The 16,725-nt window shown below is 58.4% G+C and carries 15 protein-coding genes and 1 tRNA gene; 11 read left to right on the forward strand and 5 right to left on the reverse strand.

Annotation, left to right across the window (positions count from 1 at the left end):
* Window positions 1-31: 31 nt before the first annotated feature.
* From HU754_RS25190 to ychF, 3 genes are all read left to right on the forward strand, one after another.
* Window positions 32-634 (forward strand): 50S ribosomal protein L25/general stress protein Ctc, encoded by a 603-nt coding sequence (locus HU754_RS25190; protein ID WP_093441442.1) that lies wholly within the window; start codon window positions 32-34, stop codon window positions 632-634.
* A 171-nt stretch (window positions 635-805) separates the two neighbouring features.
* Window positions 806-1,390: an aminoacyl-tRNA hydrolase gene (pth, locus tag HU754_RS25195; protein ID WP_008079560.1), complete on the forward strand. Its 585-nt coding sequence runs from the start codon at window positions 806-808 to the stop codon at window positions 1,388-1,390.
* 22 nt (window positions 1,391-1,412) lie between these two features.
* Window positions 1,413-2,513: a redox-regulated ATPase YchF gene (gene ychF, locus HU754_RS25200; protein WP_007912904.1), complete on the forward strand. Its 1,101-nt coding sequence runs from the start codon at window positions 1,413-1,415 to the stop codon at window positions 2,511-2,513.
* A gap of 185 nt (window positions 2,514-2,698) precedes the next feature.
* Here the strand turns inward: ychF and HU754_RS25205 are convergent, their stop codons facing one another.
* Window positions 2,699-3,916, reverse strand: coding sequence for an MFS transporter (locus HU754_RS25205; protein ID WP_099757174.1), 1,218 nt, complete (start codon window positions 3,914-3,916; stop codon window positions 2,699-2,701).
* 1,548 nt (window positions 3,917-5,464) lie between these two features.
* Between HU754_RS25205 and HU754_RS29905 the strand changes: the two genes are divergently transcribed.
* The gene (locus tag HU754_RS29905; protein WP_437182492.1) at window positions 5,465-6,307 is read left to right on the forward strand and encodes a methyl-accepting chemotaxis protein; all 843 of its coding nucleotides are present in this window, start codon (window positions 5,465-5,467) and stop codon (window positions 6,305-6,307) included.
* Here the strand turns inward: HU754_RS29905 and HU754_RS25215 are convergent.
* Window positions 6,300-7,202, reverse strand: coding sequence for a LysR substrate-binding domain-containing protein (locus tag HU754_RS25215; protein ID WP_186624695.1), 903 nt, complete (start codon window positions 7,200-7,202; stop codon window positions 6,300-6,302). The genes HU754_RS29905 and HU754_RS25215 overlap by 8 nt on opposite strands.
* Before the next feature lie 226 nt (window positions 7,203-7,428).
* Between HU754_RS25215 and HU754_RS25220 the strand changes: the two genes are divergently transcribed.
* The 7 genes from HU754_RS25220 (at window position 7,429) to HU754_RS25250 (ending at window position 14,491) form a co-directional block, all read left to right on the forward strand.
* Window positions 7,429-8,547, forward strand: a complete 1,119-nt coding sequence (locus tag HU754_RS25220; protein WP_186624696.1) for an ABC transporter ATP-binding protein — start codon at window positions 7,429-7,431, stop codon at window positions 8,545-8,547.
* A gap of 15 nt (window positions 8,548-8,562) precedes the next feature.
* The gene (locus tag HU754_RS25225) at window positions 8,563-9,483 is read left to right on the forward strand and encodes an ABC transporter permease (protein WP_064120432.1); all 921 of its coding nucleotides are present in this window, start codon (window positions 8,563-8,565) and stop codon (window positions 9,481-9,483) included.
* Window positions 9,483-10,289, forward strand: a complete 807-nt coding sequence (locus HU754_RS25230; RefSeq protein WP_186624697.1) for an ABC transporter permease — start codon at window positions 9,483-9,485, stop codon at window positions 10,287-10,289. The genes HU754_RS25225 and HU754_RS25230 overlap by 1 nt, the downstream gene beginning before the upstream one ends.
* A gap of 27 nt (window positions 10,290-10,316) precedes the next feature.
* Window positions 10,317-11,363 (forward strand): ABC transporter substrate-binding protein, encoded by a 1,047-nt coding sequence (locus HU754_RS25235; protein WP_093441473.1) that lies wholly within the window; start codon window positions 10,317-10,319, stop codon window positions 11,361-11,363.
* 60 nt (window positions 11,364-11,423) lie between these two features.
* Window positions 11,424-12,878 carry an amidase gene (locus HU754_RS25240; protein ID WP_186624698.1) on the forward strand — a complete coding sequence of 485 codons (1,455 nt, stop codon included), beginning with the start codon at window positions 11,424-11,426 and terminating at the stop codon, window positions 12,876-12,878.
* A gap of 86 nt (window positions 12,879-12,964) precedes the next feature.
* Window positions 12,965-13,041: transfer RNA gene (locus tag HU754_RS25245), tRNA-Met, on the forward strand.
* 295 nt (window positions 13,042-13,336) lie between these two features.
* A complete protein-coding gene (locus HU754_RS25250) occupies window positions 13,337-14,491 on the forward strand; it encodes a Fic family protein (RefSeq protein WP_186624699.1) in 1,155 nt (384 codons plus the stop codon).
* Between the two features lie 192 nt (window positions 14,492-14,683).
* Here the strand turns inward: HU754_RS25250 and HU754_RS25255 are convergent, their stop codons facing one another.
* From HU754_RS25255 to HU754_RS25265, 3 genes are all read right to left on the reverse strand, one after another.
* The gene (locus tag HU754_RS25255; RefSeq protein WP_186624700.1) at window positions 14,684-14,908 is read right to left on the reverse strand and encodes a SymE family type I addiction module toxin; all 225 of its coding nucleotides are present in this window, start codon (window positions 14,906-14,908) and stop codon (window positions 14,684-14,686) included.
* Between the two features lie 81 nt (window positions 14,909-14,989).
* Window positions 14,990-15,460, reverse strand: a complete 471-nt coding sequence (locus HU754_RS25260; protein WP_186624701.1) for a helix-turn-helix domain-containing protein — start codon at window positions 15,458-15,460, stop codon at window positions 14,990-14,992.
* Window positions 15,461-15,573: 113 nt separating this feature from the next.
* A complete protein-coding gene (locus HU754_RS25265; RefSeq protein WP_186624702.1) occupies window positions 15,574-16,674 on the reverse strand; it encodes a DUF2817 domain-containing protein in 1,101 nt (366 codons plus the stop codon).
* Window positions 16,675-16,725: the final 51 nt, after the last annotated feature.

Raw genomic sequence — 16,725 nt, forward strand, 5'->3', positions numbered from 1 at the left:
CACTCGGTCATGGCTATTTTGGAGATACAAAATGAACGATTTTACTCTGAATGCTGAAGTGCGTTCCGACCTGGGGAAAGGTGCGAGCCGCCGCCTGCGTCGTCTCGCCGCTCTGGTTCCAGCTGTTGTTTACGGTGGCGAAAAAGCCCCTGAATCCATCAGCATGCTGGCCAAAGAAGTTGCCAAACTGCTCGAAAACGAAGCTGCCTACAGCCACGTTATCGAACTGAACGTTGGCGGCAAAAAGCAGAACGTCATCATCAAAGCTCTGCAACGTCACCCATCCAAGGGTCACGTTCTGCACGCTGACTTCGTACGCGTCGTAGCCGGTCAGAAACTGACCGCTATCGTGCCTGTGCACTTTGTTGGTGAAGAAGCTCCGATCAAGAAAGGCGGCGAGATCTCGCACGTCCTGAACGAAATCGAAGTAACTTGCCTGCCGAAAGATCTGCCTGAGTTCATCGAAGTCGACCTGTCGGCTCTGGAAATCGGCGCAATCGTCCACCTGTCCGACATCAAAGCCCCTAAAGGCGTTGAGTTCGTTGCACTGGCTCACGGTGACGACAAAGCTGTTGCAAACGTACACGCTCCACGCGTTGCTCCAGAAGCTACCGAAGAAGGCGCAGCAGAGTAATTCACTCTGTTTAGCCTGAGTGAGCAAGTAACATCGCGGACTGGAACGTAGCGAGAAAGCGGGCGAGAACGCGGAGTTTACATCCATGGTAAATGAGCATTTTTCGTCCACTTTCGCCGCTTTGCCTGATCACGGCGATGTTACTCACCACTCAAAGGAAGGGCCCCTATCGTGACTGCCATCAAACTGATCGTTGGCCTGGGAAATCCAGGCGCCGAATACGACCAGACCCGGCATAACGCAGGGGCCCTTTTTGTTGAGCGCATCGCCCACGCACAGAATGTGAATCTTGTGGCCGATCGCAAATATTTCGGCCTGACCGGGCGCTATTCGCATCAGGGTCAGGATGTTCGTCTGCTGATTCCCACCACCTACATGAACCGCAGCGGCCAGGCCGTGGCGGCACTCGCCGGTTTCTTCCGCATCAAGCCTGAAGAAATTCTGGTGGCGCATGACGAACTCGACTTGCCTCCGGGCGTTGCCAAGCTCAAGCAGGGCGGCGGCCATGGCGGTCACAACGGGTTGCGCGACATCATTGCGCAACTGGGTAATCAGAATACGTTCTACCGCCTGCGGCTTGGCATTGGCCACCCGGGCGTCGCCAGTATGGTTTCAAATTTCGTCCTGGGTCGTGCGCCACGCGCCGAACAGGAAAAACTCGATGCCAGCATCGACTTTGCCCTCGGCGTGCTGCCGGATATCCTCGCCGGTGAATGGAACCGCGCGATGAAAAACCTGCACAGCCAGAAGGCCTGACTCTACTCCGAGGGGAAACACCATGGGATTCAATTGCGGCATCGTCGGCCTGCCTAACGTCGGCAAGTCCACCCTGTTCAACGCCCTGACCAAATCCGGTATCGCGGCCGAGAACTTCCCCTTCTGCACCATCGAGCCGAACAGCGGCATCGTGCCGATGCCGGATCCGCGCCTGGAAGCACTGGCGGCCATCGTCAATCCGAAGCGCATCCTGCCGACCACCATGGAATTCGTCGACATCGCAGGCCTGGTTGCCGGCGCCTCGAAAGGTGAAGGCCTGGGCAACAAGTTCCTGGCCAACATCCGTGAAACCGACGCGATCGCTCACGTCGTGCGCTGCTTCGAAGACGAAAACGTGATCCACGTGTCCAACAGCGTCGACCCGAAGCGCGACATCGAAATCATCGACCTGGAACTTATCTTCGCCGACCTCGACAGCTGCGAGAAGCAACTGCAGAAAGTCGCGCGCAACGCCAAGGGCGGTGACAAGGACGCCGTGGTTCAGAAGGCTCTGCTGGAGCAACTGATCGCGCACTTCACCGAAGCCAAACCGGCGCGCAGCCTGATGAAGAACATGAGCGCCGACGAAAAAGCGGTGATCAAGGGCTTCCACCTGCTGACCACCAAACCGGTCATGTACATCGCCAACGTTGCTGAAGACGGTTTCGAGAACAACCCGCACCTGGACGTGGTTCGCGCCATCGCCGAAGAAGAAGGCGCGATGGTCGTTCCGGTCTGCAACAAGATCGAAGCGGAAATCGCCGAACTGGATGACGGCGAAGAGAAGGACATGTTCCTCGAGGCCCTGGGCCTGGAAGAGCCTGGCCTGAACCGCGTGATCCGCGCCGGCTACGAAATGCTGCACCTGCAGACCTACTTCACCGCCGGTGTCGAAGAAGTCCGCGCCTGGACCGTCAAAGTCGGTGCCACCGCACCTCAGGCTGCTGGCGTGATCCACACCGACTTCGAGAAGGGCTTCATCCGCGCCGAAGTGATCGCCTACAACGACTTCATCCAGTACAAGGGCGAAGCCGGCACCAAAGAGGCCGGTAAATGGCGTCTGGAAGGCAAGGATTACATCGTCAAAGACGGCGACGTGATGCACTTCCGCTTCAACGTGTAAGCGTTACGCCCAAGAAAAAGCCGCGTCTGATACGCGGCTTTTTTGTGCCTGAAATATCTTCCGCCACACCACCAATCCCCTGTAGGAGTGAGCCTGCTCGCGATAGCGGAGTGTCAGTCAACTCAACCGTAACTGACACACCGCTATCGCGAGCAGGCTCACTCCTACAATGGGAAATGTGTGAATCAGGCCTTTTTGGTACGCGGCAAGAAGATTGCCAACACGCCAAACAACGGCAGGAAAGAGCAGAGGAAATACACGTACTCAATCCCGTGAATATCCGCCAGGTGCCCCAGCAACGCCGCGCCAATCCCGCCAAAACCAAACATCAAACCGAAGAACACCCCGGCAATCATCCCGACATTGCCCGGCACCAGTTCCTGCGCGTACACCACAATCGCCGAGAACGCTGAAGCCAGAATGAAGCCAATCACCACGCTGAGGACGCTGGTCCAGAACAGATCGACGTGAGGCATCAGCAACGTGAACGGCGCCACACCGAGGATCGAGAACCAGATCACCGCCTTACGCCCGATCTTGTCGCCGATCGGCCCACCGAAGAACGTCCCCGCCGCCACCGCGCCCAAGAACAGGAACAGGTGCAGTTGCGAACTGGCCACCGACAGGTCGAACTTCTCGATCAGGTAAAAGGTGAAATAGCTGGTCAGGCTGGCCATGTAGAAATACTTGGAGAACACCAACAGCCCCAGCACCACCAACGCACTGATCACCCTGCCCTTCGACAGCCCGTGAGTCGCTGCCTGACCGGCCTTGAGCTTGAACAGATTGAGGTGATGGGCGTACCAGCGACTGATGCGGTACAGCACGAACAGCGCAAACACCGCGAACAGGCCGAACCACGCCACGTTGGCCTGACCGAACGGAATGATGATCGCCGCCGCCAGCAACGGACCGAACGCGGAACCGGCGTTACCGCCGACCTGGAAGGTCGATTGCGCCAGACCAAAGCGTCCGCCCGAGGCGAGTCGTGCGATCCGCGAGGCTTCGGGGTGGAACGTCGAGGAACCGATACCGATGAGCGCCGCCGCCAGCAGAATCAACGGGAAACTGCCGACCATCGACATCATCACGATGCCAATCAACGTGCAAATCGACCCGGCCGGCAACAACCACGGTTTCGGATGCCGATCGGTGTGATAACCGACCCACGGCTGCAACAAAGATGCGGTCAGCTGAAAGGTCAGAGTAATCAGGCCGACCTGAGTAAAGGTCAGGCCGTAATTGGCCTTGAGCATCGGGTAGATCGACGGCAGCACCGACTGGATCAGGTCGTTGATCAAATGCGCCAGCGCCACCGCGCCGATGATACGCATCACCAATGGGCTGCTTTGCGGAGCAGCGGGCGCCGAGGCAGCGGCGGTCTGAACGTTGCTGATAGCCATGAAAGTTTCCGGACAGCAGATGGGTGCACGCAGGCAGGTGCGTCAATGTGCCATTTTTCGGTGCGCCAGCGCCATCCCCTTAGCCAGCTAACTAACTGGCTGGTCGTCGACTGCAAAGTGATAGCGCAACGCCATGGTCTGAATCTTGCCTTGCTACTTCCCTTGAACGCGGCGCCCTTACAAAGGGTACCGACAATGGGAAGTTTCGCTACAGAGCCGGCCTACAGAGCGGGCGAGAGTGAACTTTCGAGGCCTTTTAGCAGGGCACAACATCAACGTCGAACGACCGCGATGCACGCCATTGGTGCGTGGTGTCCAGAGGAGTCATGGGGCATGCAGGCTTTCCTTTCACCGGGGATCAAATTGCTGGGGCGGTTTGGCTTCGCAGGTAAATTCCAGTTGTTGTTTCTGCTGTTCATTCTGCCGTTGGCCGGCAGCCTGTTGATGATTGGCCAGGACTATCGCGACAAACTCAATCTGATTTCCGGCGAACGTGCCGGTGTCCGCCAGTTGCTCGCGCTGGATGCGCTGGACAACCTGCTCGCCGCCCAACGTGACCGCGCCGCCCGCTGGCGCGCCACGGAAACCAATCGCCAACCGACGCCGGCCACCCTCGCCGCCATGGGCGCATTCGACGCGGTGCAACCGGCGGTTCTGCAAGCCACCACCGATTTAGGCGCTGCGCTGAAAAATGAAGGCGCCGAGGGGGAAACACTCACCCGCTATCAAGCGCTGCAAACCGCGCTCAACGGCCTGGACTCGAAAAGCCTCAGCGGTGTCGGTTGGTGGCCGGACGGTTACGACCGTTTCACCAACGCCCTCAGCGCCCTGCAAGCGTTGCGCGAGCAGATCGTCATGGACAATCGCCTGACCCTCGCGCCGTGGCTGGAAACCTACCTGCTGACGCAGATATCAACGCAACACGCGCCGGACCTGATCGAACGCGTCGGCCGCCTCGCTGCGGTCGGCCAGGCCTCCGTGGTTTCCGGCCAATTCACCCTGCAAAGCCGTTTGCAGTTGCGCGACCTGCGCAGCCGCATCGGTGACGCCCGCGAGCAACTGGTCAAAACCGCCACGCTGCTCGAAGCACGCCTGCCGAAAGATCAGCAGAGCTGGGCCAGCCAATACCACGACAGCCTCAAAAACCTCGACAGCGGTCTGAAGGTGTTGGACGACGGCGTGTTCGGCGGCTCTATCAATCTCAAACCCGAAGAGTTCGAACGCAGCCTCGATGCGCTGCTGACCGACCTAGCCGCACTGCGCCAGCAATCGCTGGTGTCACTGGATCAGCGACTTGACGCTTACCACAGCTCAGCGATCCGCCAGTTCATCATCGTCGCGGCGATCTTCGGCTGCCTACTGCTCGCGGCGTTGTACCTGTTTGTCTGCCTGCAAGCCTCGATCCGTCGCAGCGCCAGCGGCATCACCCTGCTCGCCGAAGCCCTGCGCGATGGCAACCTGAGCTTGCAAGTGCCGGTGGTGGGCCGCGATGAGCTGGCAGCGATCAGCACCGCACTCAACGTTGCCGTGGTGCAACTGCGGGCGAGCATGCTCGGTGTCGATCACGAAACCTCGCAACTGAGCCATGCCGTGCGCAGCCTCAACGAACACTCCAGCGGCGCTCTCGGCGAAGTCGAAGCGCAGCAATTGCAGATCAGCCAGATCGCCGCAGCCGCCACGCAATTGGCTGCGACGTCGCAAGGCGTGGCGCAGAGTTGCGAACAGGCTTCCGGCAGCGCCCAGCACACCCGGCGCATTGCCGCCGACAGCAGCCGCGACAGCCAGCGCACCACCGCGAGTATTCAACAGCTCAATCAGCGTTTGAATGAAACGGCTGCGGCGTTGGGCCGGGTCAGCGAGCAAGGCCAGCAGATTCAATTGGTCGTCGACACGATTCGCGGTGTCGCCGAACAAACCAATCTGCTGGCGCTCAACGCAGCCATCGAGGCTGCTCGCGCGGGTGAACAGGGACGCGGTTTCGCCGTGGTCGCCGATGAAGTGCGCAGCCTTTCACAACGTACACAGTCGTCCACCGCGCAGATCGCCGGTACGGTCGACAGCTTGCGCGCGACGGTCAACGAAGCCGTGAGTTTGATGGAAGCGGCGTGCGGCCAAGCGCAAACCGATGCCGAGTCGGTGACTGGTCTCGGTGAACGCCTGGGCGAAATCGCCAGCGCCGTGCAGAGCGTCACCGACACCCTGGCGCAGATCGCCACGGCAGTTGAGGAACAAGCGAGCACCGCCGATGAAGTCAGCGGCAATATCCAGCAGGTCGATCAGGCGGCCGTACGTTTGCTTGAAGGCGCACGGGCGGTGAATCTGGCGGCGGACACCCTGAGCCAAGGCAGCAAAGCGCTGAGTGACAACACCGCACGCTTCCGCCTCAGTTGATCACAGCCTCGGGGAAGTCCGTTTCCAGTTCAGCCTTGAGCCATTGAATAAACCACGCCACATCCGCCGAGAGTTCGGCGGACGGCGTCAGCACTCGATAGCTCTCAAGCTTCACCTGAGCGTCGACCGCACGCACCAGTTTGCCGCTGGCCAGTTCATGCCGCACCAGCACCTCGTTGGCCAGCGCGATGCCCTGCCCGCTCTCGGCCACGGACAGCGCGTGATCGTTGTTGACGTAAAGCATGTCGGAATTGAGATGGATATCGAGGTCGTGCGCGGCGAACCACAGATTCCACCATTCGCCGTCGTCGACGTGGATCAGTTCGTGGCTGACCAGATCAGCCGGGCTGTTGATCGGTGCAATGCTGGCCAGATACGCCGGCGTGCAGATCGGAAAAACCCGAGGACAAATCAGCGCTTCCCGTGAGTCGGCATATTGCCCGTCGAGGCCGTAGACGATGCCCAGATCCGCCGTTTTGCCATCCACTTCGGTGAAGGTCGAATTCGGTTCGATCGCCAGTTTCAATCCCGGGCGCAGATGCCGCAGCGCTTCGATCCGAGGCATCAACCAGCGCTTGGCGAAACCCGGCACCACCATGATCCGCAGCCAGCGCTCGGCATCTTTCGGCTGCGCTTCTTTGCCCGCCTCGATGATCAACTGCAAAGCGGTGCTGATCTTGCGGTGATACTTCTCCCCCGCTGTCGTCAGATTGACCCCGCGCGAGGTGCGCTCGAACAATTGAATGCCCAGCCAGTCCTCGAGCAATTTCACGTGGCGGCCAATCGCAGGCTGGGTCACGTGCAGGGCTTTCGAGGCTTCGACATAGCTGCCCAAACGGGCAGCGGCATCAAAGGCGCGCACCGCGTTGAGCGGCGGCAAACGGTGGTCGGGCATGATTCCTGGCACCTTCGGCTGTTAAATTTACTAACACCTGCCATGTTTAAATTGAAGTGTCGCGCCGCGCAACCTCTGGCTGATAATCGAGCCACAGCAGAACAAAAAAACAGCTGGTTTCACACCCGAACGCAATCTCGATCCTGCCCAAAAAAATAATATCCATGGCCCGACGGCAACGCTTTGCACAGCGAGTCGCAGGCGATGGGGGAATCGGAGGTAACGCATGAATGCTCTGCATTCGCTGCAAACGCTGGCGGTCTCGATCCGCTCGGTGCGCAAGGTTTACGGTGATCCGCAGACCGGTCCGGTGGCGCTGAAAAGCATCGACCTGGACATCCGCGACAACGAATTCTTCACCCTTCTCGGCCCTTCCGGCTGCGGCAAGACCACGCTGCTGCGGATGATCGCCGGTTTCGAATTTCCCACCGAAGGCGAGATCCTGCTCTACGGCGAAAACATCGCTGATCGCCCGCCGTTCCAGCGTCCGGTCAACACGGTGTTCCAGCATTACGCGCTGTTCCCGCACATGACCATCGCCGAGAACCTCGCTTTCGGTCTTGAATCGCAGCCGATGGGCAAAGTCCTCAGCAAGGCGCAAATCGCCGAGCGCGTGCGCGAGATGTTGGCGCTGGTGCAGATGGAGCGCTTCGCCAATCGCAAACCGGCGCAACTGTCTGGCGGTCAGCAGCAACGTGTCGCCCTCGCCCGCGCTTTGGCACCGCATCCGAAAGTGTTGCTGCTCGATGAGCCACTGTCGGCACTCGACCTCAAGCTGCGTCAGGCGATGCGCGAAGAGTTGAAAACCATCCAGGCCAAGACCGGCATTACCTTCATCTTCGTCACCCACGACCAGGAAGAAGCGCTGACCATGTCCGACCGCATTGCCGTGCTCTCCGAAGGCGAAGTGCAGCAGGTCGGAAGCCCGGAAGACATCTACGAACGTCCGCGCAATCGCTTCGTCGCCGATTTCATTGGCGAAACCAATTTCATCGAAGGCACCGTCACCCGCGTGGAAGACGGTCAGGCGTGGTTCGCCGGCCCGGCGGGTCATCCATTGCCGGCGCAACCGTGCAGCGATGTGCAGGTCGGCGCCAATGTCACCTTGTCGGTGCGACCTGAGCGTCTGCATCTGGTACCAGCGGCTACCGAAAACGCGCTGCCGTGCCGGATCGAAGCGCAGATCTATCTCGGCACCGATCTGCAATATCAGGTCAGCCTCAGCGACGGTTCGCGTCTCACCGTGCGTACGCCCAATTGCGTCGACCAGAGCCTGCGCTTTGCCGTGGGCTCTCAGGCCGGTCTGTTGTTCGACCGTGGAAGCGCCAGCGTCCTGCACGACTGAGCCGGAGGAATTGCCATGCACGCCTTACCGATTGCCAACACGCTGGAACGCCGCAAGGCTTTCCAGAGCTTCCTCGGGGTCAGCCCGGCGCTGATCGCCATCGGCCTGTTTCTGCTGGTGCCGATTCTGATCGTCATCGGCTATTCGCTGATGGAGGCCAACCCCTACGGCGGGGTCAACAAAGTCTTCAGCAGCGACGCCTATACCTCACTGCTGTTCGAGCGGCAACTGGACGACAGCCTCGCGTTTGCCGACTCGTATTTGATCATCGCCCTGCGCTCGATCGGCATTGCCGGGCTGACCACGATCATCACGTTGTTGATCGGTTTTCCGGTGGCGGTGTGGCTGGCCATGCAACCGGCGCATCGCCGTGGCTTGCTGATCTTTCTGATCACCGTGCCGTTCTGGGCCAACCTGCTGATCCGCACTTACGCGTGGATTCTGCTGCTGCGCAACACCGGGGTGATCAACAACAGCCTGATGGGCATGGGCGTTATCCACGAACCGTTGCAGTTGCTCTACACCGACGGCGCGGTGCTGCTGGGGCTGGTTTACACCTATGCGCCATTCGTGGTTTTGCCGATCTACGCGACGCTGGAAAAGATGGACATCCGCCTGCTCGAAGCCGCGCAGGATCTCTACGCCGGACGCATACGCACCTTGCGCAAAGTGGTTTTGCCCATCGCCAAACCGGGAATTCTCGCCGGCGCGATCCTCACTTTTGTACCGTGCCTGGGCGCGATGATCGCCCCGGAACTGCTCGGTGGCGGCACGCGAATGATGCTCGGCAACCTGATCTTCCGCCAGTTCAGCGATGCGCGTAACTGGCCGTTTGGTGCGGCGTTGTCGCTGGTGCTGATGGCAGCGGTGATGCTGGTGCTGACCGTGTATGCCCTGCGCGCCGAGCGTCAGCGCATCGCCAAAGGAGGTGCGTAATGATCGGCATATTCAAACGCAAAGGGCTGGGCGTGCAGGACTTCCCCGGTTTCGGCGGCTTCAGTTTTCTGTTCTATCTGTACCTGTATGCGCCGATCGTGGTGCTGGTGGTGTTCTCGTTCAACGCCAACCAATCGGCGACGGTGTGGACCGGATTCAGCCTCGATTGGTATCGCGCCGCGTTCGCCAATCAGGCCCTGCGCCAGGCCGCTGGCAACAGCCTATTGATCGCCGTCTGCGCAAGCATGATCGCCACGGTGATTGCCACCCTCGCCGCCCTCGGCACCTCGCGCGGCGCCAAGTTCAAGGGCCTGCACTTGTCGATGGGCGCGATCATGTTGCCGCTGGTTTTGCCAGAAATTGTCGTCGGTGTGGCGACGCTGGCGCTGTTCTCCACCATCGGTCTGTCGCTGGGTTACGGCAACCTGATCATCGCGCACACGGTGTTCTGCATTCCCTTCGCCTACCTGCCGATTCGGGCACGACTGAACGACATGGACCTGTCGCTGGAACAAGCCTCCGCCGACCTCTACGCCGGCCCGTGGCGCACCTTTCGCAAAGTCACTTTACCGCTGCTGATGCCGGGGATTTTCTCCGGGCTGATGCTGGCCTTCATCGTCTCGCTGGATAACTTCGTGATCTCGATGATGGTCTCGCAGGCCGGCACGACGACCCTGCCGATCTTCATTTTCGGCCTGCTACGGATGGGCGTGACACCCGACGTCAACGCCGTGTCGACGCTGATCCTCGGCGTCTCGGTGCTGTTCGTCAGCCTCTCTTACCTGTTGGGCAAAAAGAACGCCTGAACCTTCTACGACCTGTGGGGAAATAGCATGAGCAAGTGGATAAAAAGCGTTGGCACTTCGTTGTTTCTGACTGTGCCGCTGGCGATGATGGGCAGTGTTCAGGCCGCCGAAAAACTCAACGTAGTGAGCTGGAGCGGCTACTTTTCGCCGGAGATTCTCGCCAAGTTCCAGAAGCAGACCGGCATCGAGGTCACCGTCGATTCCTATGACTCCAACGAGACGCTGCTGGCGAAACTGAAACAGGGCGGCGCCGGTTATGACGTGGCGATTCCGTCGCACCAGTTCGTGCCGATCCTGATCAAGGAAAATCTGCTCGAGCGCTTCGACCCGGTCAAGGAACCCTACTACGCCAGCGTTGTGGATAACCTGAAAAAACCGAGCTGGGACCCGGAGGGCGCGTATTCGGTGCCATTCATTTGGGGCACCACCAGCGTCGTGCTGGACTCGGCGCGCTACAAAGGCCCGGCCGACAGCTACAAGGTTTTGTATGAGCCGCCAGCAGAATTGCAGGGGCGTATCAACATGTTCGACTCGGTCAGCGACATGGTCGACATGGCCAGCCTCTATCTGAACATTCCGCTGTGCAGCGAAGACCCGAAACAGATGCAGCAAGTGCTGACTTTGCTCAAGGCACAGAAGCCGTTCGTGAAAACCTACAGCTCCAAGGCCGGCTCGATTCGCGAGAATCTTGCCTCGGGTGAAATCGACATGTCGATGTTCTGGGGCGGCTCGTCGATGCGCGCCCGCGAGATGAAACCGACGCTGAAATACCTCTATCCGAAAGAAGGCGTGCTGGCCTGGGTCGACAACATGGTCATCCCTACCGGCAGCAAAAACCCGGCGAATGCCAAGGCGTTTATCGCCTTCCTCAGTCAGCCGGAAAACTCAGCGATGACGCAGAACTTCCTCAAGCACCAGAGCCCGATCAAAGGCGTCGAACCGTTCCTCGACGCGGCGCTCAAGGACGCGCCGGAATTGCACATTCCCGAGGGCACTAACGTGGTGTTCAGCAAGACCTGCGGCGAAGGCGCGATCCGCCTCGCCGACCGTCTCTGGACCAACCTGATGCGTTGATCTTTACCGCCCCGTCGCACTGGCGGGGCGCTTTTCCAGCCGTCTGAAAGGCCGCTTGCAATGAACTCTAATAACATCAGCGAACTGGTCCTGTTGCAGGCCCACGCGCTCGCCGACCGCATCCGCCTGCGCCAGGTGTCCTGCCGGGAAGTGATGCAGACTTACCTTGCCCATATCGAACGTTTCAACCCGTTGGTCAATGCGCTGATCAGCCTGCAGTCGCCGGAACATCTGCTGGCTCAGGCCAATGAGCGCGATGCCGAACTGGCGCGCGGCGAGTACCGTGGCTGGATGCATGGCTTGCCTCACGCGATCAAGGATCTGTCGCTGACCCAAGGTATTCGCACCACGCTGGGGTCGCCGCTGTACAAGGATTTTGTGCCTGATCGCGACGGCATCATGGTCGAGCGGATCAAGGCGGCCGGCGCGATCATCATCGGCAAGACCAACACCCCGGAATTCGGCCTCGGCTCGCAAAGTTACAACCCGTTGTTTGGCGCCACCGCTTGCGCGTATGACTCGAGCAAAACTGCGGGCGGCAGCAGTGGCGGCGCGGCGGCGGCACTGGCGATGCATATGGTGCCGGTGGCGGATGGCAGCGACATGATGGGTTCGCTGCGTAATCCGGCGGCGTTCAACAACATTTTTGGATTTCGTCCTTCGCAGGGGCGTGTGCCGTTTGATGACAGTGCCGATCTGTTTTTTGATCAGCTCGGTTATGAGGGGCCAATGGCGCGCAGTGTGAAAGATGCGGCGCTGCTGTTGTCGGTGCAGGCTGGCGGTGATGCTCGGGCGCCGCTGTCCATCGCTGAATCCGGTGAGGCGTTTGCGGCGCCGCTGGAACGTGATTTCAAGGGCTCGCGGTTGGGTTGGTTGGGCGACTTCAACGGTTATCTGCCGATGGAGAACGGCGTTCTGTCGCTGTGTGAGAAGACCTTTGCCGACTTTGAAAGCTTCGGCTGCCACGTTGAGTCCGCTCAGCCGGATTTCGCGCCTGAGCGGCTGTGGAGCAGTTGGCGGACGTTGCGGCACTGGATGGTCGCGGGGTCGCTTGGCGCGACGTATGCCGATCCGCAGAAACGCGCATTGCTGAAACCGGAAGCGATCTGGGAAGTGGAAAACGGTTTGAAGCTATCGGCCAGTGAAGTGTTCGCCGCCTCCGTGATGCGCAGCGATTGGTATCGGGCGATTTCTCGGCTGTTCGAAAAGTACGATTACCTGCTGCTGCCCAGCGCCCAAGTGTTCCCTTTCGATAAAACCCAGCCGTGGCCAACCTCTATCGAAGGCGTGGCGATGGACACCTATCACCGCTGGATGGAGGTGGTCATCCCCGGCACGTTGTCGGGTTGCCCGGTGGCCAATGTTCAGGCGGGGTTCAATTCGGACGGTTTACCGATGGGGCTGCAAATCATCGGCAAGCACCAGGCCGACTTCGCTGTCCTGCAATTGGCGCACGCGTATGAGCAGGCCAGCCGCTGGTTCCAACGCTGCCCTTCGCCGCTGCTGAGTCGGTGATTTTGATAAACGGTTGAAAGCGTAGAAAAAAATTTTAAATTTACGCTTGACGCTTTTCCATTTCAGGGGAATAATGCGCGCCACTTGGCTACATAGCTCAGTTGGTTAGAGCATAGCATTCATAATGCTGGGGTCCGGGGTTCAAGTCCCTGTGTAGCCACCAAGTACTAAAAACGGCTTACCGAAAGGTAGGCCGTTTTTTTATGCCTGCAATAATCTCCCCTTCCGGTTACACACCTGCAAAAGGTCTATCTTCAGTCCTTTCGATTGGATCTGTGCGCTCGCAGCACCTCATCAGTCAGACTTTCTTACATTTTGCACTTCGCCTTTTTTCACATAAGTAAATATCAAATTCAAGATAATGCTAACCTCACACCTCAGTTTTTAGCCAATAAATATTGGCTTCTACAATAGAAAATTCAAGATAATCAAAAATAAAACTTGAGATAATTATTATCATGGCCGAGTTTTTCCATCACGACCTGGCGCTGCTCAATCCCTCCTTTGACTCTGACCTGGTGGATGTCTTGAGCGAACTGGAGCACCTTCGTCGTCTGAGACTCGAAGGCGATACGCCGCCACAGGTGTTCCACCAACTCAAGTCTTTGTTCCATGCGCTGGAAAGCCTCGGCTCTGCGCGCATTGAGGGCAACCACACAACCTTGGCGGACTACATTGAGAGCAAAGTGGAGGGGAAGGCCCACGAAACTGACCAGCTTCGTGAGGTAGCCAACATCGAGAATGCGATGGATTACATCGAGCAGATCATGGCGCCGGGCGCAGAACTGACCGAGCGTACGATCCGCGAGCTACACGCGATGACCGTCGACAATCTCCAACGCGAAGGCGACAAAACGCCAGGCGCATACCGCAGCGGTGGTGTGCGGATTTCACAATCCGATCATCTGCCGCCCGACTTCATCCAGATTCAGGCATACATGGAGGAACTCGTCGAGTTCGTTAACCGTAAGGACTCCCCCAAATATGACCTGATGAAGGTCGCGCTGGCGCACCATAGATTTGGATGGATACACCCGTTCGGTAATGGCAATGGACGCGTGGTCAGACTGCTCACCTATGCGTTACTGATGAAATATGGCTTCAACGTCAATACGGGCGGTCGCGTCTTGAATCCTACAGCCGTGTTCTGCAACGACCGTGAACGCTATTACTCAATGCTCGCAACAGCTGACAAGGGAACAAAGGAAGGGTTGGAGCAATGGTGTACGTATGTCTTGCAAGGCATCCGCGACGAGCTTGAAAAGGTCGACCGCCTTACCAATTATTCTTATCTCACCAAGTGCATTCTCGTCCCTGCTATCGCCTTTGCACGGGAACGCGAATGGATCACCGAGACAGAGGAACTGGTGCTCTCTGCCGCGATTAAACTGAAGGTAGTAAAATCTGCGGATGTGTCAGCTGTACTCCCCAAACATTCGAGTAATCAACGGACCTACTTGATAAAAAAACTGGTGGATCAGGGAATGCTTTTACCGCTTACCCGCGGAGCGAGGCAGTACACGATTGGATTTTCCAATAACTATCTGATTCGGGGAGTCATTAAGTCACTCAGAGAGCAAGGCTTCATACCTGCCCCTTTGGAAAACCCCTGAGCGCCGATCTACAACCGGAAGTATTCGAGTCCTGCTGAATTAGCCACCTACCGGTTTGAGCTGCGGATTATCGGATACTCACACCGAATGAGCAGCCGGCAGAAAAGCGCTCAAAAAACGCCGCTATCCCTTGAGGGTCAGCGGCGTTTTTTCCTACGCAAATAGCGTTGCGGCTTTACTCGGACGATTCATCTATTCCGCTGTAATCACCAGACAGCCTTTCATCACACGCACTTTGACGTTCTCGTTCACCTCGAATCCTGCCTGCCGTAACCACAGGCCGCGCAGTCTGATCCAGGGTACGGGTTTGGCGGGGCTGTAGGTTTTTTCCTTGGTGTGGACCGGGTAAAAATCAGCGTCGATTTTCAGCCGGCGTTCAGTGATGGGGGTTGATGTCGTATGATTGGTTTTAGCCATGGTTCAGCTCCTTTTAAGCTGCTTTGTGGTTAGCGGGGCCAGGGTGTTCGCGCACCTTGGTTCCGCGTTCTTTGGGTTACTTCAAATTTCTCTTTCTTCGTCGCTCGTTTTGGTCGCTGCCTGTGCGATTAGTGCGTCAAGCATCTGCGCAATGACCTTCTGCTGGACCTTCGAAAGTTCATTGATGGACTGCAGCCGTCGATACCACGTCGAGGTCAAGCTGCGTCTGGGCGTCTCCGTGTACGAGGGAACCCCGAGCAGGTCTTCAACAGGCACGCGAAGCGCAAATGCCAATTTCACCAGTGTCGTGACCGGCATGCTGCGGGTGCCCTCCTCATAGCCCTGAAAGGTTTGCCGGGAAAGACCTAAGGCCCGTGCAAACCGAGTCTGTGTGATCTCGTGCACTGTGCGTAAGTGAGCAATGCGACTGCCCAGCGCCACCAGAAAATCACGGTCTTCATTGGAAATACTCATGACAATGGCCGACTGAAAATAGAGTTGAATGGCAACGGACTCATCCTTTTCATCTGAAATCCATCCTGGAAAAAACAACAGAAAATATCCTCAGGTAAAGGCGCGTAAGTTGTCGACCTGAAAGGTTTGCAGGAGAAATGTGGAGCAACCGCTAGGTCGGGGGCGAGGTACTACAGGCGCGAAATGCCTTTTCAGCAAGCCAACGCCGACAACCCTTTCACCCAGATCTGCCGAGTGCGCAAACCGACCATCGCCCGCCAATCCGGATCAGTTGGATAGAACTGCTCGAGCAGATTCAGTTTGATCTCACGCCCTATCGCATCCAGCGGATCACCGTGCAAATGCAGCCACTGGTCATCACGCAAATGCCGATGCACAGCCGGCCCCGAATACGTCCCGCACTCGATCACGAACGGCATCAATTGCACGTCCGGCAATGCATTTAGCAACGCCTGTGAGGTGTAACCGGTGGCAGTCGCGGCCACTCCGGTTTCGCTCAAGGTGTCGGCGCCGGTGTGCAGGGTGTAAAGCCATGGGCCATAAATTGCCTGTGCCTGCGCGAGTGCCGGGTAAGGCGCCTGGGTGATAGTCAGCAACATCGGATGACCGTACTCGCCGGCGCCGGTGTGCAGGTCAAAACACATCACGGTTTCAGCGCCAGCCAGATGCGTTTTGATGATTTGGTGCAACGTGCGATTCGACCAACTCGGCGCGCGGCCACCGTAAAACAGTCCGTCGGGATGGCTGTGCTGACCGCCCTCGACAATCGACATCACCGCTGGCCAGCCGTGTTCGTTGATCTGTGCGTCGAGCAAGGCATCGGCGCGCTGGCGCTCGGGGCCATGCAAATCGGTGCAGGCGTAGATTTCATGCAGTGCGGCGTACGCGCGGTTGTCCGGCAACGGCTCGGTGAAATCGAGGTGATTGCGGTTGAGGTCGATGTTGTCTTCGTTGACCCGGCGTAACCACGCCGTACCCCATGGGTTGATCAGGTGCACCATCACCACCGCGACATCCTTGGGCAGCGAGCCCGGTACGAATGCCTTCAGCCAATCGATCTGACAATCCGAGCCGTAATAGCCCTCGACTCCGTGCGTGCCGCTGAGCGTTACCAGCCGACGTTTAGCCTGTGGATTGCCGAGCACGGCGACGTCGGTGCTCAGGGGTTCGCCAAACGGGCCACAGCGTGGATGGGCGTACGAGGTGAGCGTGGCACCGGCGGCGTTAGCGGCGGCGATGAACTGTTCGCGTTGGTCGCGGTAGCTGGATTCGGTGGGGAACTCACTGTGCATATCATCCTCTTGTTGATCTTGTAATTGTGGGAGCGAGCCTGCTCGCGAAGG

Source organism: Pseudomonas zeae, from assembly GCF_014268485.2.
Taxonomy (GTDB): Bacteria; Pseudomonadota; Gammaproteobacteria; order Pseudomonadales; family Pseudomonadaceae; genus Aquipseudomonas; species Aquipseudomonas neuropathica.